Source organism: Aeromonas sp. (assembly GCF_050633025.1).
Taxonomy (GTDB): Bacteria; Pseudomonadota; Gammaproteobacteria; order Enterobacterales; family Aeromonadaceae; genus Aeromonas.
The window spans coordinates 1-20,307 of the sequence record NZ_JBODRQ010000060.1 but is presented as its reverse complement, the minus strand read 5'-3'; the positions used below and the strand labels follow the sequence as shown (position 1 = coordinate 20,307).

The following is a 20,307-nucleotide window of genomic DNA, read 5'->3' as shown; positions in this document are numbered from 1 at the left end:
TAATAAGATGCAGATACCTAAAGCGACAACACTTGCAATAATTCTCAGTTGATGTTGTTCAAACCAAGAAAGGATGGCATAAGCAGATGATGCTATTAGTAACAAATAGCCAACTCCACCAATATGATAGCCTGCTTGATATAATGATTGCATCTGCCCCATAAACTCTTGTTCCCAACTAGCTAAAGGCATAAACCATAAAATAAAACTAGCCACACCAAGTAATACACCTTTTAATTTATTATCCATGTTTTGCTCTGAGTTATTTAAATGAAAATAATCCTGTAATGATGCTTGATTAATGACAAGCATCCACTATTATTGATACACCAACGTATTTTTAATTGATTTACATTCCACTCCCATTTCGACAAAAATAATTTAGCGTTTGGTTAAGGGGCGGGCTTTAGCCCGCCCCAGTGAGTGCAGCGAGCGATTTGAACCAATTGTCAGGCATGACACAAATTATTATACCTTCGGTGGGTAAGTATAGTCCCAGCGGAAAAATCCATGCTCTTGAAATCCAGCGCCTCGGAGAGACTTTTAATATAATTTGGCGGTGGGCATGTTACGTTGGACATCCAATATCCAGGAAACAAACCGTTAATTCCTGGGAGATTATTTATTTTTTCGTAAAATGGGTTCAGATCTGGAAGAGAAAAATATACAAACTCTCCAATGGATTCTTGTATCCATTCCTCGGGGTCTTGCTTCTCCATCTAACTCCGTAACATTTCAATCGCCGCCAAGTAAAAATCATTATGAAATTATAATATTACGGATTACATCAGGTGTCCGTGCGTATTCGCTTGACTTCTTATTTTTGCGCTACCATTACTACTGTATAAAAAAACAGCGTGCGGGTCAGTAATGGAAAGTGCCACCAAACCACGTCTGCGTAAACAGCTCAGAAAAGAATATGAGGCTGTCACCATGTTGAGTGGTTGCTCCACTCGTTTATCAATGCCCTCCGGCAAGGCTACCGCCCCTGAATTTCAGCCTCCAGTTTGCTGCTGTTAACCTGCGATCTTGCCTTGGCCTGGCTCATGGGTGACTCCGATGAGGCGGTTGCCAAATGGCTATGTTAGCAGGTCGTGCTGGATAGAGAAGCGGGACGCGATGGTTTCCTGAGCAAGATCAATAAATTAATCACCAACGCGTAGTGTGGGGTAACACAACATCGATAGATCATCAGAGGGGCACGGTATTGGCTCCCCCTTCAATCCGCCGAAGGGAGGGAGCAAGGTCAGGAGCGTCATCAGTGATGATGGTGTAGCCGCAGCGGGGCATGGGCCAAATCGGATGAGGGCGAGCACTGTTAGACCCCGATTTGGCGCGAGAGCAAGGATGCTCGAAGCGGGCTTTGGCCGAAGCCATGTTGAGTCTAATTCTTGCCGAAGTACAGCAATCATTTGGCTTGGGATATTCGCAGCACTAAGAACCTCCATTGCCCCTATATGTTCATTGGCACGATGACGTATTTGCCGATAAAGATTTCTTTTTCACTCATGTGAATTGGACCTCATCTTTAATCGGGCGCTAAATACGCCATCCTCGAGCCGGGTGTCGATCTGCCAGCCTAGCTTCTCGCAGATGCGCTGGATGATGGTGAGGCCACAGCCGTAGCCGAGGATCTGATCCGGTGCCGCCGCCGTCGGGTTGCTGATGGTGAGCACCGGGCCACACAGTTCGATGTCGATATGTCCCTCGGCATAGCTCAGGGCATTTTTCAGCAGGTTGCCGAGGGCAATGGCGAGCAGGGAGAGGGGGGCGTTTACTTCGCTGCTCTCGTCCAGATTAAGCCGGATATCGAGCGCCTCCCGCTGCAACAGCGGAGCGAGGCGGGCCAGCTCCTGACGGATCAGCGGGGTCACCTGCTGCAGCGGTCGCTCCACCGCCTCCTTGCGGCCCAGCAGCAGGAAGGTCTCGGTGAGCAGCGCCATCTCGTCGGCGGCGGCGCGGATGCGGGTGGTGGCGCGGGCGGCCGGTGCTGGCAGATCTGTCACCTTGCCAAGCAGCGCGGCCGAGCCCTGGATCACCATGTTGGGGGTGCGCAGCTCGTGGCTGGCGAAGCGGCTGAACTCCTGCTCGCGAGCGAACACTGCGCTCACCTCCTGCTTGCCGGCCAGCAGCGCCAGCTCGATATCCCGCAGCTCCTGCCAGGGGGCGTCGGGTTCGAAATCCGCCTGATCCGGGGTGAGGTGGGCGACCCTCTGTTGCAGCCGTTGCAGCGGCCCTGTGATATGGCGCACCAGCCAGATACCGAAGCCGAGGCAGCCCAGCAGCAGGGTCACCCCGATCAGCCGGGTGGCCAGATGCAGCTTGTCTTCATAGGGATCGAGGTAGTCATCGGCGTCGTCATTGAACACCAGATAGAGCAGTCCCTCGCCGGAGGGGTGACGGGCCACCAGAAAGTGTTTGTCCTCCTTGCCCAGCTGATGCTCGAAAAAGCCGGGAGTCTGGTAGGGCTTCAACCACTTGGGCAAGCGGCCCGCCTCGGTCCAGTAGCTGGAGAATTGTCTGGGGCTCGGAGCCGCCGCAGCCGGGCCGAGTCGCAGCCAGTCATCGCTGTAGCGGGTCACTTCCGCCTCCAGCCAGTGGCGCAGGCTCAGCTCCTCCATCTTGTCTTCGGCCACCAGCATCAGGCCGGAGAGCAGGATCAGCAGCACCACCCCGGCGCCGCCGAGCGCCATGATCAGGCGGCGGCGCAGGCTCGGCAGACTCATGCGCTCACCAGTCGGTAGCCCTGGCCGTGGAGGGTCTCCAGCATGGGAGTGGGGAAGGGTTTGTCGAGCGCGTTGCGCAGGGCGTAGATATGGCTGCGCAGGGCATCGGAGTCGGGCTCCTCATCCCCCCAGACGGTGTCGAGCACCTCCTGACGGCTTACGATGGCGGGGGCGCGGCGAGCCAGCAGCGCGAGGATCCGGAACGGGATCTTGCCGAGCTTGAGGGGCTCACCGGCGCGGGTGGCGCGGCCGCTGGCGATATCGACCGTCAGATCGCCAAAGCTGATGGCCCCCACATCGCCACGAGGGCCGCGCAGGCTGAGAGCTTGCAGCCGCACCTCCAGCTCCTCCATGGCGAACGGCTTGACCAGATAGTCATCGCCCCCCGCCTTGAAGCCTGCCAGCTTGTCTTCCAGGCTGTCGCGGGCGGTGAGAAACAGCACGGGGGTGGCAATCCCCTGCTCGCGCAGGCGCGCCACCGTGCTGAGGCCATCGAGGCGCGGCATCATCACATCCATGATGATGACGTCGAAACGCTGCTCCTCCAGCAGTTGCAGCGCCGCCTGACCGTGATAGGCACAATCGAGGCGGTGACCGGCCAGCTCCAGATAATCCATGATGGTTTCCGCCACCTGAGGATTGTCTTCCACTACCAAAATCTTCATGCTTTGCTCTCCTGGTTGGTGAGCGTTTCACGCTCTTTTCACACCGGATTCGGCATCCTGTTTGCCAGTGTAACCCCGAGGATCCCTGATGAAGAAGTCTCTCTGCGCCCTTCTGTTGCTGATCTTGTTGCCACTTGGCACCGCACAGGCGACCGAATTCAAACTGACCGGCCGCACCACCTGGCAGCTTGGCCAGTTGATGGTCAACGGCATGCCGTTCGTGATCGACGACCAGACCCGTTTCAAGGATTGGCTCAACGAGGATGATCTCGGCGGTACCTGGGTCGAGATGAAGGGGGTGGTGGAGAACGGCGTGCGCTATGTACGCAAGGTCGAAGCCCTCGACGAAGATGACAAGGACGAGATGGATCTGGAGGGGCCGGTCGAAGGGGGGCGGATCTGGGGCTACACCACCTCGGACAACAGTCTGGCGCCGTTCGAAGGGCGCTGGCTCGAGCTGGAGTGCAAGTTTGACGGCATGCGCCTGAGCCGCTGCCGCGAGGATGACTGATCCGATCTCTGCGTTCCGATTAGAAATGCTCCCGAATGAAGCCCATGCTTGTCCAGCATGGGCTTTTTGTTCAGGGACGAACGAAGATGGAACAATCGAGAAAGTGGTGTGCATGGATGCTGGGTGTGCCGCTCTGGGCGGCGCAGGCGGGAGCTGACGAATTGTGGCTGGTGGAGCTGGAGCACAGCGACGGCATCCGCCTGCAATTTCAGGGGGCCGAGGTGGAGCGGGGCAGTGCCGCCGTGTGGCGGCAGGGGGAGATTTGGCCGCAGCCACTCAAACCCGGCGACCAGCTCGCCCTGCTGGTGGCTGATGGCGTTGCCACCCGGATTGAGTTGCTGGCCGCCAGAGCCCCGCTGGCCAATCAGCCCTGGCAGCGGGCGCAAGATCGCCTGCAATCCTTCGATGACCGGCAGCTCACCTTGGCCACCCTGGGCACTGTGCCACTCAATCCACAAGTGCGCTGGGTCAACGGCTCGGCTGCCGATCTGCACGAAGGGAGTGCGCTGGTGCTGAGCCGCGATGAACAGGGTCGCTTAAGCGAAGTCCTTGTCATCAATCCGGAGGAGGATTGACCCATCTTGTTAACGGCTTGTGCTTTAGATTTTCCCCCTTATACTGGCGCCATCTTGTCGGAGTGCTGACCGTCGAACGACGCGAAGCTGAGACCGTTAATTCGGGATCCGTGGAACCTGATCAGGTTAAAACCTGCGAAGGGAACAAGGGTAACTTGCGGGTTACCGCGCCGGAGGAGGAACAAGCCTCTTCCGCTCATCGAAGGGATCACCCTTGATGGGTCAGGGCGCACAGGAGGGAGTCTGTCCCGTCCGGTTGTCCAGCACGTGGGGCGCCTTGCCCACAGCGTGCAGAGAGCGGGAAGCGGCAGCACAGCAGCGCGGAGATCCATCCCGCACGCACTCCCTCCCGAGATAAACACCCCGCCGCAAGTTCATCTTCTCCTCGAACTCCAGACAAGCAAATACCCATAACTTCAACCAGTTAATGTGAGTTTTGCTATGTCTACTTCCGTATCTGATACCGCCAAATCCAGCCGCCGCGAGCAGCGCTCCAGCGCTCAGGCCTTTATCGACAGCCTCAAGGGGATGGCTCACCCCAACTCCCGCCGCATCTTTATCGAAGGCTCCCGCGCCGATATCCGGGTACCCCTGCGGGAAATCCAGCTGGCCGACACCTTCGTCGGCGGCACCAAAGAAAATCCCCAATTCGAGCCCAACGAGCCGGTGCCGGTCTACGACACCTCGGGCCGTTACGGGGAGGAGGGGGTCGCCATCGACGTGCGCCGCGGCCTGCCGCGCCTGCGGGAAAACTGGGTGCTGGAGCGCGATGATACCGACGAACTGCCGGGGCTCAGCTCCACCTTCACTCAGGAGCGGCTGGCCGACGAGGGGCTCGACCACCTGCGCTTCGAGCACTTGCCAAAGCCGCGCTGCGCCAAGCCGGGCCGTCGGGTCACCCAGCTCCACTACGCCCGCGCTGGCATCGTTACCCCCGAGATGGAATTTATCGCCATTCGCGAGAACATGGGGCGCGAGCGGGTGCGCTCCGAGCTGTTGCGCACCCAGCATCCGGGCCGTGATTTTGGTGCCCGCCTGCCCCAGAACATCACCCCCGAATTCGTGCGCGATGAGGTGGCCGCCGGTCGCGCCATCATCCCCAGCAACATCAACCACCCGGAAGCGGAGCCGATGATCATCGGCCGCAATTTTCTGGTGAAGATCAACGCCAACATCGGCAACTCGGCGGTCACCTCCAGCATCGAGGAGGAGGTGGAGAAGCTGGTCTGGTCGACCCGCTGGGGCGCCGACACCGTGATGGATCTCTCCACCGGCCGCTACATCCACGAAACCCGCGAGTGGATCCTGCGCAACAGCCCGGTGCCCATCGGTACCGTGCCCATCTATCAGGCGCTGGAAAAGACCAACGGCATCGCCGAAGACCTCACCTGGGAGCTGTTCCGCGACACCCTGCTGGAGCAGGCCGAGCAGGGGGTGGACTACTTCACCATCCATGCAGGCGTCCTGCTGCGTTTCGTGCCGATGACTGCCAAGCGCCTCACCGGTATCGTTTCGCGCGGCGGCAGCATCATGGCCAAGTGGTGCCTCTCCCACCACAAGGAGAACTTCCTCTACCAGCACTTTCGCGAAATCTGCGAGATCTGCGCCGCCTATGACGTGGCCCTGTCGCTGGGCGACGGTCTGCGCCCCGGCTCCGTCTATGACGCCAACGACGAGGCCCAGTTCGCCGAGCTGCGCACCCTGGGCGAGCTGACCAAGATCGCGTGGGAATACGACGTGCAGGTGATGATCGAGGGGCCGGGCCATGTGCCGATGCACATGATCGAGCGCAACATGACCGAGCAGCTGGAGCACTGTCACGAGGCGCCTTTCTATACGCTGGGCCCGCTCACCACCGACATCGCCCCCGGTTACGATCACTTCACCTCCGGCATCGGCGCCGCGCTCATCGGCTGGTACGGCTGCGCCATGCTCTGCTACGTCACCCCCAAGGAGCATCTGGGGCTGCCCAACAAGGAGAATGTGAAGCAGGGGCTGATTACCTACAAGATCGCCGCTCACGCTGCGGATCTGGCCAAGGGGCACCCGGGCGCGCAGATCCGCGACAACGCCATGTCCAAGGCGCGCTTCGAGTTTCGCTGGGAGGATCAGTTCAATCTGGCCCTCGACCCCGACACTGCCCGTGCCTACCACGACGAGACCCTGCCGCAGGAGTCCGGCAAGGTGGCCCACTTCTGCTCCATGTGCGGGCCCAAGTTCTGCTCCATGAAGATCACTCAGGACGTGCGCGCCTACACCGCCGAACTGAATGCAGCAAAGCTGGAGGCCGTTGAGATCAAGCTGGTCGGTATGGATGGCCAGCAGGAGCAGGTGGTGGCTCAGGTGGAGAGCGGCATGGCCCGCATGGCGGAGACCTTCAAGGAGACCGGCGGCGAAATCTATCATCAGGCGGCGGCGCTGAAACAGGCCGCAGGGGAGGAGGCGTGAGCAGCGCAAGCGGGGCTGTCAGCCCCGCCGACCTGTCGCCCGTGACGGACTCGCTACCTGTGGTCTGGACGATAGCGGGTTCCGACTCCGGCGGCGGCGCCGGTATTCAGGCCGACTTGCACACATTGCACGACCTCGGCGTGCACGGCTGCTCGGTCATCTCCGCCATTACCGCCCAGAACTCGGTGGCGGTGAAGATGGTCGACCCCGTGCTGATGCAGACCTTCACCGCCCAGATCGACGCCCTTGGCGTCGATCTGCCGCCCGCCGCCATCAAGATCGGCCTGCTGCCGACCCGGCTCCATGTGGAGGTGCTGGCCCGCCGACTGGCGGCCATCGAGGCCCCCTTCGTGGTCTACGACCCGGTGGCCATCGCCAGCACCGGCACCCCGATGGCGGAGCCCAATATGCTGGAGGCGGTGCGCGAGCAGCTGTTGCCACGTTTGTCGCTCATCACCCCCAACGGCCCCGAGCTGGAAGCCCTGACCGGCTTGCCGGTCAGCAGCCCCGAGCTGGTGCGCCTCGCCGCCCGCCGTCTGCGTGAACTCGGCGCTCGTGCCGTGCTGGTCAAGGGCGGCCATCTGGAGTGGAGTGGCGATCTCTGCCTCGATTACTACCAGGATGAGACCCGCGAATTCTGGCTGGCGGCGCCGCGCCTCGATACCCGCCACGGCCACGGCACCGGCTGCTGCTACACCAGCGCGATCGCCGCCGTGGTGGCACAGGATTATCCGGTGGAGGACGCCATCACCCTCGCTCGTGCCTACCTGCAACAGGGGTTGGCGGCGGCGCAGGGGGTGGGCGCAGGCCCGGGGCCCATCGCCCATCTCGGCTGGCCCGCCGATCTGGCCCACTTTCCCCGTGCTGTGCTGGCAGGCTCAACCCTCGATCGTCGTTTCGGACTTTATGAAACAAGCAGTGCCCGCCTGCCGGATAGCCCCTTCGCGCCGACCGAACACAACCTCGGCCTCTATCCGGTGGTCGATTCGGTCAAGTGGCTGCGCCGCCTGCTGGGGCAGGGGGTCAAGACCGTCCAGCTGCGGATCAAGAATCTGCCTGCCGCAGAGGTGTCACCGGCCATTCGTGATGCTGTGGCGCTTGGTCGCCGCCATGGGGCGCGGCTCTTTATCAACGACTACTGGCAGCAGGCCATCAAGGCGGGCGCTTGGGGCGTGCATCTGGGGCAGGAGGATATGGAGACCGCCGATCTTGCCGCCATTCAGGCCGCTGGGCTGCGCCTTGGCATCTCCACCCACGGTTACTTCGAGCTGATGCGGGCCCGCGAGCTGGCCCCCTCCTATATGGCGCTGGGTCATATCTTCCCGACCAACACCAAGGCGATGCCCTCCCGCCCGCAGGGGCTGGTGCGGCTGCACCGCTACCGCGCCCTGATGGCGCAGTGGCCGACGGTGGCCATCGGCGGTATCAGCGAGGAGCGGGTAGCGGCGGTCAAGGCAAGCGGGGTGGGCAGCATCGCGCTGGTTTCGGCCATCACTGCCAGCGATGACTGGCAGGGGGCGACCGAACGGCTGCTCGCTGCCGTGGGGGCGGGGGATGAGCCGCGCTCGGCCACAGCCATCAGGGAGGTGGAACATGCGCTCTGATGCCGCTTCTCTTAGTGACCAAGAGTATCTGCGATACGGCCGTCAGCTGATGCTGGCGGAGGTGGGGGAGGCGGGTCAGGCACGGCTCAAGGATAAATCGGTGCTGATCGTGGGCTTGGGCGGGCTCGGCTCGCCGCTGGCCCTCTATCTGGCCGGGGCCGGGGTCGGCACCTTGTGGCTGGCCGATGGGGATACGGTCGATTCCAGCAACTTGCCGCGCCAGATCCTGTTCGATAGCGAGGCTGTCAACCACTCCAAGGCGGAGCTGGCCCGCGAGCGGTTGGCCGCCCACAACCCGCTGGTGGAGCTGATTGCCATCAACCAGCGGCTCGATGCCGCCAGCCTGCCGGAGTATGTGGCCGAGGTGGATCTGGTGATCGACTGCTGCGACAACCTCGCCACCCGCCAGGCCATCAACGCCGCCTGCGTGGCTCAGGGCAAACCCTGGATCTCCGCCGCCGCAGTGGGCTGGCAGGGGCAGCTGATGGCGCGCACCAGCAGCGATCACGCCTGCTACGCCTGCCTCTATCCGCTGGATACCAAGCTCGCCCAGAGCTGCGAGACCAGCGGCGTCACCGGCCCTCTGGTGGGGGGGATGGGCTCTTTGCAGGCGCTGGAGGCACTGAAACTGCTGCTCGGGATGCCGAGCCCGGTGGCTGGCTCATTGCGCCGCTTCGATGCTTTGACCCATCAGTGGCAGACCCTCACTCTGGCTCCCGATCCCGATTGTCCGGTTTGCGGGCAGCGCCGATGCCCGACACCCGATAAGGAGATCACCCCATGACCCTCACCATCCGACTCAACGATAAAGCGCAGCCGCTGACGGCAGGGCAGAGCGTGGCCGACCTGCTGGCGGCGCAAGACGTTAATCCACAGGGGGTGGCGGTGGCCCTCAACGGCGCCGTGCTGCCCCGAGGCCGCTGGGCCGAGACCCGTCTCAATGACGGGGATGAACTTCACCTCTTTACCGCCATAGCGGGAGGCTGACCCATGATGCTCATAGTCCCATATTCGATCGTTCTGCCTTGCGGTGGAACTTCATCTCTTCTTACCACTGTGGCGGGAGGCTGACATGCTGACCATTGCCGATCACACCTTCTCTTCGCGCCTCTTTACCGGCACCGGCAAGTTTGCCCGCCCGGAACTGATGGCCGCCGCCATCGAGGCGAGTGGCTCCCAGCTGGTCACCATGGCTATCAAGCGGCTTGAACCGGGCAAGGCCCACGACGATATCCTGAGCCCCTTGTTACAGCTCGGGGTCAAGCTGCTGCCCAACACTTCCGGCGCCAAGACCGCCGCCGAGGCGGTATTTGCCGCCCACCTCGCCCGCGAGGCGCTGGGGACGAACTGGCTGAAGCTGGAGATCCACCCCGACCCGCGCTATCTGCTGCCCGATCCCATCGAGACGCTGAAAGCCGCCGAGCAGCTGGTGAAAGAGGGCTTTGTGGTGTTGCCCTACTGCGGCGCCGACCCCGTGCTCTGCAAGCGGCTGGAAGAGGTAGGCTGCGCCGCCGTGATGCCGCTGGGCGCGCCCATCGGTTCCAATCAGGGGCTGGTGACCCGGGAGTTTCTCGCCATCATCGTCGAGCAGGCCAATGTGCCGGTCGTGGTTGATGCGGGGATCGGTGCGCCGAGCCACGCCGCCGCCGCCTTTGAGCTGGGCGCCGATGCCGTGCTGGTCAACACCGCCATTGCGGTGAGCGGCGATCCGATCGCCATGGGCCGCGCTTTTGCGTTGGCCTGTGAGGCTGGCCGCAGTGCCTATGAAGCCGGCCTTGGCGCCCGCGCCCTGCAGGCCCAAGCCTCCAGCCCGCTTACCGATTTTCTGGGGGCGTTATGAGTCATGATGCTGGCTCGGGGCAAGAGCCAATCGCCATGTCCTCTTTCTCGGTTTCTCCCGAGGCCGATGTGTTTAGCCCCCCTCTCGGCTCTTCACAAAATAAGGGAGAGGGGCTGGGGGTGAGGGCTCCGGCTGATTCGGTGCTTGAAGGGGGCGAGCCTTGCGCTCCTCCCCCTCCCAAGGGGGAGGCCGGGAGGGGGTTGGATTTTGCCAATCGCTGGCAGGAGCTGGATTGGGACGATATCGCCATGCAGATCCGCGCCAAAACTGCCGCCGATGTGGCCCGCGCCCTGAACGCACCCCGCCGTACCTTGGCCGATTTTATGGCGCTGATCTCCCCAGCCGCCGAGGCCTATCTGCCGCAGATGGCGGCCGAGGCCGAGCGGCAGACCCGCCAGCGCTTTGGCAACACCATCGGCTTCTATGTGCCGCTCTATCTGTCGAACCTCTGCGCCAACGACTGCACCTACTGCGGCTTCTCCATGAGCAACCGCCTCAAGCGCAAGACCCTGAATGCAGAGGAGATTGAGCGCGAGTGTCTCGCCATCAAGGCGCGCGGTTTTGACAGCGTGCTGCTGGTGACCGGCGAGCACGAGCACAAGGTGGGGCTCGCCTATTTTCGGCAGGTGTTGCCCATCATCCGCCGCCACTTCAGCACGGTGGGGATGGAGGTTCAGCCCCTCTCGCAAGCCGAATATGCCGAGCTGAAAACCCTCGGCCTCGACGCCGTCATGGTCTATCAGGAGACCTACCACGCCCCCACCTACGCCCGCCACCATCTGCGCGGCAACAAGCGGGACATCGCATGGCGCCTCGCCACGCCGGATCGGCTCGGCCGCGCCGGTATCGACAAAATCGGGTTGGGGGCGCTCATCGGCCTCTCCTCGGATTGGCGCGCCGACAGCTACTTTGTCGCCGAGCATCTGAGCTGGCTTGAGCGCCACCACTGGCAGAGCCGCTACTCGCTCTCCTTCCCGCGCCTGCGCCCCTGCACCGGCGGGCTGGAGCCTGCTGTGGTCATGTCGGATCGCCAGCTGGCCCAGCTTATCTGCGCCTGGCGCCTCTTCTCACCGACGCTGGACTTGTCCCTCTCCACTCGCGAGTCGGCCACCTTTCGCAACGGCGCGGTGCGCCTTGGCATCACCCAGATGTCGGCCGAGTCGCGCACCCAGCCGGGTGGCTATGCCGAGGGGGATGCAGAGGAGCTGGAGCAGTTCGCCATCCACGACGACCGCCCGGTGGGGGAAGTGGCCGCCGCCGTGCGGCAGGCCGGGTTGCAGCCGGTGTTCAAGGACTGGGAACCCTTTTTGGGTCGTTAACGACGTTTACACCTGTGGTAACAGACAGCGGCAAGCAGATCGGAGGGGCAGATCCCCGCCACTGCTTGCCGCTTTGCTTTGTTTGCTCCAACAAGATTGTTTCGTTGGTGCGACGATGTCTCTTGATTTCGTTTCGCCAGTGCAAAAATCGTGAGTGCTGGTCAGCTTATTGAATGGGCTATTGCGACCATTAGCAATGGCCGATTTGGGGGAAAGGGATGGCCGGTGGCGGCGATGTAGCCTGCGTAGGGTGCAATAAGCGGAGCGCATTGCACCGCGATAGTGACGAGAAGTGCAATTCACTTCGTTCATTGCACCCTGCAGTACTAAGCACCTCGGTGAAATACTTGCCATCAATCATCCACATTTAATTTTAATGTGCTTGCATAGCAATATCATACTGTTTTTTTATCCACTCAGGATTATATAGTTGAATTGTAACATCCTCGATAGGCTTCATTTTTAGCTCTGGAGCAAATAAATCAGCGCCAAGCATGCAACCTAAGTCAACGACTACTTTTATTAACATCTCCCACGCATGCTTGCATAGCAAAGTAACTTCAGTATCGAGGTGTTCATCAAGGCACCACTCACGAACAACTGCTGTAAATTCTCCACTATCATCATGTTCAGTATAAAGAATGCCCAAAAAGTCTGATTCTTTAGCAGCAAAATTAATATATGTGAGTATCGCCTCTTCACTATCGTGACTAGGATCAATTGATATGCCCAGCCCTAGCTTCAATTTCTTATTGCGGGTAAAGCCGATTGTACCTTTACTCGCGGTTTCTAATGCCTTTTGATGAACAACAATATCTCTCTGTTTTGATAGATATGATATTATTGGGTCTTTAGATATTTCTTTTCGTTTTTCTTTATACCATTCTTTAAGGTCATTATTTACTTGCACTTCCATGGAAATGATCTGGCTAACTTCTTTTATGGCTCGGAGAAATGAAGATAAAGCCCAGCGGAATTTGGCAGCACAATGATAATGCTCCTGCATTAACTCAACATACCATTGAGCTTCATTTAAGCGATCCATGGATGAACCAAGTGTTTTAACTGCCAATGTGTTTGGGCACTTCATATTGTCTATACCTTACTCGGTCTCATATAACGCCAGATTAAGTAGTAGACAACGCAAGCATTGAACAAAAATATACTAGCTTTAGTAGTAAAATATAATTTGTGTTGCGAATGCCATGCGTTGTCTATCTCTTATGAATTGTTTGCTATTTTTATTCGGCTTCGAATTCAGCAATCAATTCTTCTACTCGTTGGCGGTATTGCCCATTGTTGGCAAGAAAATGATCAAGTGGCATCGTTGTACTTTCTTCTTCCCAATTAAAATGACTTACTGGCTTAGATGTTCCTTCTCTTACTTGGTATGTGCCATTTTCTAATTTATCAAGGAAAATGAATGACTCGTTATCGTGGCCACTTACCTTGTAAAAAATTCGCTTACTTTTCATATATAATGCCTGCTTAATTTTTTGTTAAACAAAAAGTTCATGTTAAATCATGAAATTACAACCAACCTCTGATGTTGAAATTATTCGCCCAACACCATCTTTAGGCTCTTTTTTGTAACAGAGCAACAATACACTGAAGGGGCGGAAATGAAAAGTTACTCCACTTCTAGTTGCTCCTCGATTGCTCCTTCGAAGCCGGTGTTGCAGTTGTTGGTTAGGTTGTGGCTGTCGTTGGTCATTGCGGAGATTCTGGTATTCCTACTTTTTTATTGAGGCGAAATTGAGAGGTCATTATTTGGAAGTGAGCTATAGCTATCACCCACTCACGTCAGATAAGCCTACATATTTCGCTCTGCGATATAAATCAGTCTGCGGTAACAAGGGCATAAATATGCGCATCAAGGGGCTGGTCATGTAGGAATATGCGATTTCTTGCCAAACACTCAAAGGTGGCCCCTGCGGCGATGGCAACGGCTTCGCTGGCACTATTGCCGACCCCCATCACGAGCTCCAGCCGAAATAGACCCAAGCGTTCAAAGCCAAATTCACGCAGCAGAGCGACCGCCTGTCGGGCGATGCCGCAGCCTTGGCGGGATTGGCGCACCCAATAGCCGATATTGCCGTAGCGATGATGGGGCGACAGCTGGTTGATGCCTGCGCCACCCAAGAGCTGGCCGGCGGTGGCGCAGAAGATACCCATGTCAAAGGCGCGTCCCGCCGCACGGTCCTGATCGCAGCAGGCAAACCACTCCAGCGCGCTCTCCCGAGTAAATGAACGGGAGCACCGGCTCATCCATTGGCCGACTGTCTCGATGGATTCGTGGGCCGCGCGGTCAAACTCGTCGGCATCGGCCGGTTCGAATGGGCGGATCACTATATTGGCGTTGGCAAGGCGCGGAAGTGTCATCACTTATCCTGCTTTTTCAGAAAGTAACTGATATGCCCCGGCGGCATATCGGGCAGCTGGCCAAAGACTTCGTAACCCTGCTTCTGGTAGAAGGGGAGGGCCTGAAAACTGGTGGTTTCCAGATGGTAGTTGCTGATGCCCTTGCTTTGGGCGTACTGCTCCATGGCGCCGAGCAGGCGGCCGCCCCAGCCGTCGCGGCGGATGCTTTCGTCGATCCAGAGCCAGTCGACGTGCAGCCAGCCCCACTTGATGTCGGCGATGATGCCGCCGTGTACCTTGCCCTCTTTATCCTTGATAAAGAGGGCGATCCGCTCGCGCAGATGGGTGCCGGCGTGACCCGCGTTGAAGCCCGAGAGACCAAGGCGCAGCGCTTCGATCTCATCGTCCTGAGGCGGTTGGGGTGGAGTTAATTGCATAGTGCTTCCTGCTTGATGGTGGTTGCCTCTACCGGATTGCCGCTTCCAGCGCGGCTATCTCGCCGCCGCTGATAAGCGGCAGGTTGTGGCTGATCTGCTCCACCGGCCGACCAACCATAAAACGATGAAAACGGCCGTGGACCATAAAAACGGGAGGCTGATGCCCCCCGTTTTTATTGATGCTGATGGCCTACTGCTGCGGTGCATCCAGCTCGTTGGAGAGCGCCTGCTCCACCTCATCCGATGGCGCCGGTAATGGCGCAGCGGTGGCTGATGCGGATTCTGCGGGAGCCACAGCGGGAGCTACCACCGTCTGAGTTTTACTGGTCGCGGGGGCTGCGGACACCTCAGCTACCGGCGCTGAAACCGGGGCGGGGGCAACCGCATCACACTGACAATCGACGCTCTTGGCCTTGTTGCCCTGATGAGGGGCATACCAACCCTTCAAGCCATTTTCCAGTCGAGCTGCGGCAGCGTTGGGCTCCATCTTGCCAAGCAGCACAGCCTGGCTCACCTCGGCCAGTTCATCCCCCAACTTGGGCGTACCACGGGAGAGGATCTGGGTCGCGACCCGAATGGTCGAGTCACACTGATCGCGCCATCCCATCATCTCTTTGGCAGCAGGATTGGTAACATCGAAGAAGTGGTTGGAGAGGGAGAAAAATCCCGGCAACGAGTTGGTATAGAGCTCGGCAAATTGTGGCGTCGTCAGCCACTGCAGGAAGGCCATCGCCCCCTCTTTGTTCTTGCTGGCCGGGTTCATCCCCATACCGATATCGGTGTGGTCGGTAAAGAAACAGCCATCACCCTGTTTGGCCACCGGCGGGCGCATGACGCCAAAATCGACCTTGCCGGTGAAGGGGGCAATCTCCCAGGAGCCCGCCACATAAAATGCAGCCTTGCCGGAGGTGAACAGCTCGTTGCTGGTCGCATAATCGCGGCTCTCGCCACCTTCACCGAGGTAGGAACGCCAACGGGCCAGCTCGTTGAACACCTTCACGTATTGGGGATTATCCAACCGCTCCTGCCCGCCAATCAGTGCCAGACGGCCGTCCTCCCCTTTCCAGTAATTGGGACCAATGTTCTGGAACCCCAGCTCGGAGGCGACCCAGCTCTCGGAACCGCTCATGGCCAGCGGCACATAGCGCCCGTCGGCCTTGATCTTATCCAGCACGGCAAAGAACTGATCGCGGGTTTGCGGTAATGTCAGTCCCAACTCACTGAATATTTTCTTGTTATAGAAGAAGCCATGGATCACCGAGGCCATCGGCACACAGAAGGTCTGGGCTCCGGAATCAGTCTGCCAGGGCGACTGGGCAAAACTCGGGAAGTTCTCCATCCCTGCCATTTCGGTCAGCTCGGCCAGATGGCCCGCTTTGAACAGGGCGAGCGAGTCATCAAATGGACGGCAGGTGATCAGATCCCCCGCCTTGCCCGCTTTGAGATTCTCTTGCAGAGTCGGCATATAGTTGACGTTCTGCACCGGGTGAAAACTCACCTTGATGCCGGGGTGTGCCGCTTCAAACGCCGGGATTATCTTCTGCTCCCACAACGCCTTGTCATCGATTCGCCAGCTTTCAATCACCAGCTCGCTGGCCATCAGCTGGCCACACAACAGGAGACTCAGGGCTCCAATCCACTTTTTAGACATAAGCCCTCCTAGACTTTGAAATGTGCGATCAATTGCTGCTGCTTGGCGATCAGGTCGGCCAGCACTTCGCTGCTGCTGGCGGATTCACGCGCCTCCCGCTCGGTCTCGTATGCCACATCAGCAATACCGGCAATATGACGAGCGACCCCCTGACTGACGGAGATCTGTTCCTGCGCAGCATGGGCCACCTGATCAGCCATCGATTTGATGGCCCCCATCCGATCGGCAATGGATTGCAACGCCACATCCATCTCGCGAGTCTGCTCGACACAGCTCTGGGTCTGCTCCTGGCTGCGCCCCATCACTTCGACCACATGTTTGCTGGAGCTCTGCAGATTCTCAATCATCCCCTGGATCTCTTCGGTCGAAGTCTGGGTGCGATTGGCCAGCGCCCGTACCTCATCGGCCACTACCGCAAAACCGCGACCCGCATCGCCAGCACGGGCCGCTTCGATGGCGGCGTTCAACGCCAGCAGGTTGGTCTGCTCGGCAATGCTGCGGATCACATCGAGAATGCTGCCGATGTTGTTACTGAATTCCCCAAGTTTGTAGGTGATCCCGACCGCCTCTTCCATGGCGCCAGCCAGCTGCTCGGTGATCTGGCGAGTAGTAGCCACTTTCTGGCGACCACTGCGCGCCTCTTCATCGGCCAGATCCACTTCCCGCTTGGCGCCATCGGTAGAGCGGGCCACCTCGGTGGCGCTCACTTCCAGCTCGGTAATGGCGGCGGCCACCTGATCAGTCTGGCTCTTCTGCTCCTGCACCCGGGACATGGCCCGTTCGCTGATCTCGGCGGCGCGGCTCGCCTCATCCACCAGATGGCGGGAACCCGCGTTGATCTGAGAGAGCAGCTCGCCGGTCTTGCCCGCCAGGATGTCGACAGAACGGGACAAGTTGCCAAACTCGCAACGGCTGCGGTAGTTGATGCGGCGGGTCATGTCACCGGCCGCCATGTAATCCAGCTCCTTGTTGATCATCTGCAACGGACGCTGAATGCTGCGCGCCGTGGTATAGCCGATGACCAATGCGGCACCGGCTGACATCGCGACAACTAGCAGGATCCAGAAGCTGGCACTGCTGACCGCTGCATCAGCGCTGATCCGACTCTCGCTGGCGATGGCACCGGCAGACTTGCCCATCTCATCGAGCAAATTGAGGCTGTTGACCAGACTGGCATCCAGCTGCTGATTTTGCGTGGCCTGCGATAGTGCCAGTTGCTGAGCCTGGCGCATGGTCGCAAGCAAGCCCTGAGCGCCAAGCGCCAGCTCCTGCATCCGATCCAGATTGGAGACAAAGCGCGCTTTCACATCATCCGGCACCGTCACTCGATCCAGACGCTTGCGCGCCATCTCGATATCCTTGCTCAACACCTTTTCCAGCTCGTTCAGGTCGGTTTTGGCATCGGCACGGCGGATATTCTTCAGATCGCGGGCGATACCCGAGGTAATGAGCTCCGCCTTGTTGCGCATGGAGCGCTTGCTGGCGGTCTGTTGCAGCAGCAGATCCGCCGCCCACTGGTAGGTATCCTCAAGACGGATAAATTCCATCTCCAGCTTGTGGCGCTGATCCTGCGCGCTGACCCACTGCCGATGCTGGGCCAACACCTGATCCGCCAGGCCATAAAATTGGGTGGTAGCACTCTCGACCTGTTGGAAGCGGGCACGAGCATCCGCTACGTCGGTAAATTTACCCATCTCCTGACTCAGCTGGGCGAAGCGGTTCTGCTGCTCCTTGAACTGATTGGCCAGCTGCGGCAACTGGGCGGCATCTTCACTGGTGCGGTAGACCAGCACCCAGCGGTTACTATCCTGCAGTGCCCCCTTGAGACCGGCGACAGCCACGACCAGCGGGGTTGCCCGATCAGACACGGCAGAGAGGCCGTCATTTATACCCTTGATTTTAAAGGTACTGATCACGCCAAGCAGGATCAGCAGCAGCAGCATCAACACAAATCCGGCGATGATCCGCTGCACGATAGATAAACCCATGGAGACATCCTCACTCATTGGGGGAAAGTAAATTGAACATAGTCACTATCGGCTGGGTGGCGAATAACTGAAATAAAGTGGCATGTATTTAATTGATTTATATCGGGTTGGGTCACAATCTGGGCAACATCAGTCACACGAAAAAAACCCGGCACAAGCCGGGCTGAAAGAGACGTACTTTGCTATCTTCCGAGTTCCTTGCAGAACCTCAGTCGGAATCATTAGAAACGGTAGCCAACACCCACCATAAAGGCCATCGGGTCGATATTGGTCTTAATGGTCGCAGCACGGCTGCCATTAACATCGACGTTCACATCTGTATCGATATCCATAATCCAGGCGGAACCGTTTACAAACCAGCGGTCAGTGATCGCCATGTCGATACCAACCTGCCCAGCCAGACCCCATGAATCATCCAGGCTCACATTGACATCCCCCATCTGTGCCAATGCACCGACCGCTTTTTCATCAAAGAAAGTGGTGTAGTTCACGCCCACACCAACATACGGGCGAACCTTGCTCTTGGCATCGCCAAAATAGTACTGGGCCATCAATGTGGGTGGCAGATGCTTAACCTTGGCAACTTCTCCCAATCCAGCAGTGCTCACACGATGGGAGAATGGGGTTGCCGCCAGCAGTTCAACTCCCCAGTTATCGGTAACCATGTAGCTTAAGGTCAGGCCAAGTTGTTGATTGCTGTCGATCTGAAACTCACCTGTCTTAAGCACATCATCACTGCTCTCTTGCGGAGACACGACAGCCAAACCACCACGAACCAGAATATCGCCAGCCTGATGGGCCATGGCGAAAGGAGAGGTCACTGCAGCGGCAATCATCAGAGGAAGTAATTTTTTCATCACGTAATCCTTTTTTGTTTTCATTTGATGCTGTAAGCCTGCTGAATATATGCCCATGTAAACGCATGGTTATTGATTTGACGCAAAAGTTACACATAAATAGATTGATTGTTTTTGCAACTTTGCGCACCATCCCAACTTTGCCGAGCCCCCAGATAACGATTCGCAATCCCTATCTCGAGAAGTTGGCACTACCAGTCCTATTGCCAAAAGAGGCAAAAAAAGAGGTAAGCAAGCCACATCTTACAACCTCATTGAACGTCGATTAATTGTTGTTGGTGTGGGAGAGTCGGCGTATTTTGTGTGGTAATGGTTATTGAAAGGTGGTGGTTTGTTTATGAAAGATGAGTCGAGATGGCAAAAGGTGGGGGCTTTTCTTGCCGCGGTGTGGGGAATCGGATCCTTTCTCTTTATCCTGCTCGGTTTTATTGTCGCCCTGGCCTATCTGGTATTGGTTCAGCAGAGTTAAGCCCGGTTGGCAGAGTGTAACAGGAGGAAATCCTCCCCTTCGGCAAGCTGTTCCGGACTCTGGCCCATTTCCTCCCGGGAAGAAAGAGTACCAGCGTAGCCACACCACCGATTGCGCCCACCGATTTTAGCCTGATAAAGCGCCATATCAGCCAGCTTGAAACTGTGACTCCAGAATGAATCCGGGCACGCCGGGTGCAGCGGATAACGGCAGAATCCCAGCGATACAGTCACCCAGAATGGCGTATCCTCTGTGCCAAAGCGATGTTGAGCGATGCGCTGGCGCAGGTATTCGACCCGCAGTGCCAACTCTTGATCGTCATCCACCTGCAGCAACAGCAAGAACTCCTCGCCACCCAGTCGGATAACCGGCTCACTCTGCCCTGTCACCGCCTTGTGCAGCAACTCCGCCAGCTGTTTCAATACCAGATCCCCGATGTCATGACCAAGGCTGTCATTGACCCGTTTGAAATGATCCAGATCCAGCAGTAATAACAGACAAGGTTTGGCCTGATGGACCTGCAGCCAGCCATCCAGATAGCGGCGATTGAAACAGCCCGTTAAGGAATCACGATTGGCTGCCTCTTCCATGCGCTGGCTGTGGGCTTGTACTGCCTTGTGCTCATAACTGAGACGCGCGGCCATTTCACGAAAACGATGAGTCAGAATTTTCATCTCGCGACTCGACTCGATCACGGGCAAGGCGGTTACATCCGAATGACGTTCGTAGTTCAAAACACCTTGGAGGAGTATCTCCAGGGGCTGTAGAACCAGCCTTTGCAACCGGAAAAAGGCAAACAGGCCACATGCCAGACAGATAAGCAGGGTGCCTAGTAAGGTTAAGAGAAGCACACGCC

Annotated in this window: 19 protein-coding genes and 1 riboswitch; of the genes, 8 read left to right on the top strand and 11 right to left on the bottom strand. The window is 58.3% G+C overall.

Annotated features, from left to right (window positions below; translation table 11 throughout):
• From ACRAUW_RS10045 to ACRAUW_RS10035, 3 genes are all read right to left on the bottom strand, one after another.
• The coding region (locus ACRAUW_RS10045; protein ID WP_431362164.1) for a hypothetical protein at window positions 1-312 on the bottom strand (312 nt) is incomplete at its 3' end.
• 1,190 nt (window positions 313-1,502) lie between these two features.
• A complete protein-coding gene (locus ACRAUW_RS10040) occupies window positions 1,503-2,726 on the bottom strand; it encodes a sensor histidine kinase (RefSeq protein ID WP_431362163.1) in 1,224 nt (407 codons plus the stop codon).
• On the bottom strand, window positions 2,723-3,391 hold the full coding sequence (locus ACRAUW_RS10035; protein WP_431362162.1) for a response regulator transcription factor: 669 nt from the start codon (window positions 3,389-3,391) through the stop codon (window positions 2,723-2,725). Before ACRAUW_RS10035 ends, ACRAUW_RS10040 begins: the two co-directional genes overlap by 4 nt.
• A gap of 88 nt (window positions 3,392-3,479) precedes the next feature.
• On the opposite strand from ACRAUW_RS10035, the gene ACRAUW_RS10030 reads away from it, so the two are divergent.
• The 8 genes from ACRAUW_RS10030 to thiH all read left to right on the top strand — a co-directional run bounded on the left by ACRAUW_RS10030 (window position 3,480) and on the right by thiH (window position 11,688).
• Window positions 3,480-3,902, top strand: coding sequence for a hypothetical protein (locus tag ACRAUW_RS10030; protein ID WP_005340092.1), 423 nt, complete (start codon window positions 3,480-3,482; stop codon window positions 3,900-3,902).
• 86 nt (window positions 3,903-3,988) lie between these two features.
• Window positions 3,989-4,477 (top strand): hypothetical protein, encoded by a 489-nt coding sequence (locus ACRAUW_RS10025; protein ID WP_431362161.1) that lies wholly within the window; start codon window positions 3,989-3,991, stop codon window positions 4,475-4,477.
• A 48-nt stretch (window positions 4,478-4,525) separates the two neighbouring features.
• Window positions 4,526-4,638, top strand: a riboswitch (TPP riboswitch).
• Window positions 4,639-4,918: 280 nt separating this feature from the next.
• Window positions 4,919-6,925, top strand: a complete 2,007-nt coding sequence (gene thiC / locus ACRAUW_RS10020) for a phosphomethylpyrimidine synthase ThiC (protein ID WP_431362160.1) — start codon at window positions 4,919-4,921, stop codon at window positions 6,923-6,925.
• Window positions 6,922-8,529, top strand: coding sequence for a thiamine phosphate synthase (thiE, locus tag ACRAUW_RS10015; RefSeq protein ID WP_431362159.1), 1,608 nt, complete (start codon window positions 6,922-6,924; stop codon window positions 8,527-8,529). Before thiC ends, thiE begins: the two co-directional genes overlap by 4 nt.
• The gene (locus ACRAUW_RS10010) at window positions 8,519-9,313 is read left to right on the top strand and encodes a HesA/MoeB/ThiF family protein (protein ID WP_431362158.1); all 795 of its coding nucleotides are present in this window, start codon (window positions 8,519-8,521) and stop codon (window positions 9,311-9,313) included. The genes thiE and ACRAUW_RS10010 overlap by 11 nt, the downstream gene beginning before the upstream one ends.
• Window positions 9,310-9,516 (top strand): sulfur carrier protein ThiS, encoded by a 207-nt coding sequence (thiS, locus tag ACRAUW_RS10005; protein ID WP_069555221.1) that lies wholly within the window; start codon window positions 9,310-9,312, stop codon window positions 9,514-9,516. The genes ACRAUW_RS10010 and thiS overlap by 4 nt, the downstream gene beginning before the upstream one ends.
• Window positions 9,517-9,601: 85 nt before the next feature.
• Window positions 9,602-10,369, top strand: coding sequence for a thiazole synthase (locus ACRAUW_RS10000; RefSeq protein ID WP_431362157.1), 768 nt, complete (start codon window positions 9,602-9,604; stop codon window positions 10,367-10,369).
• Between the two features lie 35 nt (window positions 10,370-10,404).
• Window positions 10,405-11,688 carry a 2-iminoacetate synthase ThiH gene (gene thiH / locus ACRAUW_RS09995; RefSeq protein WP_431362165.1) on the top strand — a complete coding sequence of 428 codons (1,284 nt, stop codon included), beginning with the start codon at window positions 10,405-10,407 and terminating at the stop codon, window positions 11,686-11,688.
• A 373-nt stretch (window positions 11,689-12,061) separates the two neighbouring features.
• On the opposite strand, the gene ACRAUW_RS09990 is transcribed toward thiH, so the two are convergent.
• The 8 genes from ACRAUW_RS09990 to ACRAUW_RS09955 all read right to left on the bottom strand — a co-directional run.
• Window positions 12,062-12,778, bottom strand: a complete 717-nt coding sequence (locus ACRAUW_RS09990) for a hypothetical protein (RefSeq protein WP_431362156.1) — start codon at window positions 12,776-12,778, stop codon at window positions 12,062-12,064.
• A gap of 151 nt (window positions 12,779-12,929) precedes the next feature.
• Window positions 12,930-13,163, bottom strand: coding sequence for a hypothetical protein (locus ACRAUW_RS09985; RefSeq protein WP_083243772.1), 234 nt, complete (start codon window positions 13,161-13,163; stop codon window positions 12,930-12,932).
• A gap of 364 nt (window positions 13,164-13,527) precedes the next feature.
• Entirely contained in the window at window positions 13,528-14,070 is a 543-nt protein-coding gene (locus tag ACRAUW_RS09980) for a GNAT family N-acetyltransferase (protein ID WP_431362155.1), read from the bottom strand.
• A complete protein-coding gene (locus ACRAUW_RS09975; protein WP_431362154.1) occupies window positions 14,070-14,486 on the bottom strand; it encodes a GNAT family N-acetyltransferase in 417 nt (138 codons plus the stop codon). The genes ACRAUW_RS09980 and ACRAUW_RS09975 overlap by 1 nt, the downstream gene beginning before the upstream one ends.
• Before the next feature lie 190 nt (window positions 14,487-14,676).
• Complete coding sequence (locus tag ACRAUW_RS09970; protein WP_431362153.1) at window positions 14,677-16,137, bottom strand: extracellular solute-binding protein; 1,461 nt, start codon at window positions 16,135-16,137, stop codon at window positions 14,677-14,679.
• Window positions 16,138-16,145: 8 nt separating this feature from the next.
• Window positions 16,146-18,125, bottom strand: a complete 1,980-nt coding sequence (locus tag ACRAUW_RS09965; protein WP_431362152.1) for a HAMP domain-containing methyl-accepting chemotaxis protein — start codon at window positions 18,123-18,125, stop codon at window positions 16,146-16,148.
• A 221-nt stretch (window positions 18,126-18,346) separates the two neighbouring features.
• A complete protein-coding gene (gene ompW, locus ACRAUW_RS09960) occupies window positions 18,347-18,982 on the bottom strand; it encodes an outer membrane protein OmpW (protein ID WP_431362151.1) in 636 nt (211 codons plus the stop codon).
• Between the two features lie 465 nt (window positions 18,983-19,447).
• Window positions 19,448-20,307: GGDEF domain-containing protein (locus ACRAUW_RS09955; protein WP_431362150.1), on the bottom strand; the 860-nt coding region annotated here is incomplete at its 5' end.

Bases quoted from the DNA above. Each gene is read 5' to 3' on its own strand.
- ACRAUW_RS10040 (WP_431362163.1), bottom strand. From the start codon at position 2,726: ATGAGTCTGCCGAGCCTGCGCCGCCGCCTGATCATGGCGCTCGGCGGC.
- ACRAUW_RS10035 (WP_431362162.1), bottom strand. From the start codon at position 3,391: ATGAAGATTTTGGTAGTGGAAGACAATCCTCAGGTGGCGGAAACCATC.
- ACRAUW_RS10030 (WP_005340092.1), top strand. From the start codon at position 3,480: ATGAAGAAGTCTCTCTGCGCCCTTCTGTTGCTGATCTTGTTGCCACTT.
- ACRAUW_RS10025 (WP_431362161.1), top strand. From the start codon at position 3,989: ATGGAACAATCGAGAAAGTGGTGTGCATGGATGCTGGGTGTGCCGCTC.
- thiC (WP_431362160.1), top strand. From the start codon at position 4,919: ATGTCTACTTCCGTATCTGATACCGCCAAATCCAGCCGCCGCGAGCAG.
- ACRAUW_RS10010 (WP_431362158.1), top strand. From the start codon at position 8,519: ATGCGCTCTGATGCCGCTTCTCTTAGTGACCAAGAGTATCTGCGATAC.
- thiS (WP_069555221.1), top strand. From the start codon at position 9,310: ATGACCCTCACCATCCGACTCAACGATAAAGCGCAGCCGCTGACGGCA.
- ACRAUW_RS10000 (WP_431362157.1), top strand. From the start codon at position 9,602: ATGCTGACCATTGCCGATCACACCTTCTCTTCGCGCCTCTTTACCGGC.
- thiH (WP_431362165.1), top strand. From the start codon at position 10,405: ATGTCCTCTTTCTCGGTTTCTCCCGAGGCCGATGTGTTTAGCCCCCCT.
- ACRAUW_RS09990 (WP_431362156.1), bottom strand. From the start codon at position 12,778: ATGAAGTGCCCAAACACATTGGCAGTTAAAACACTTGGTTCATCCATG.
- ACRAUW_RS09985 (WP_083243772.1), bottom strand. From the start codon at position 13,163: ATGAAAAGTAAGCGAATTTTTTACAAGGTAAGTGGCCACGATAACGAG.
- ACRAUW_RS09980 (WP_431362155.1), bottom strand. From the start codon at position 14,070: ATGACACTTCCGCGCCTTGCCAACGCCAATATAGTGATCCGCCCATTC.
- ACRAUW_RS09975 (WP_431362154.1), bottom strand. From the start codon at position 14,486: ATGCAATTAACTCCACCCCAACCGCCTCAGGACGATGAGATCGAAGCG.
- ACRAUW_RS09970 (WP_431362153.1), bottom strand. From the start codon at position 16,137: ATGTCTAAAAAGTGGATTGGAGCCCTGAGTCTCCTGTTGTGTGGCCAG.
- ACRAUW_RS09965 (WP_431362152.1), bottom strand. From the start codon at position 18,125: ATGGGTTTATCTATCGTGCAGCGGATCATCGCCGGATTTGTGTTGATG.
- ompW (WP_431362151.1), bottom strand. From the start codon at position 18,982: ATGAAAAAATTACTTCCTCTGATGATTGCCGCTGCAGTGACCTCTCCT.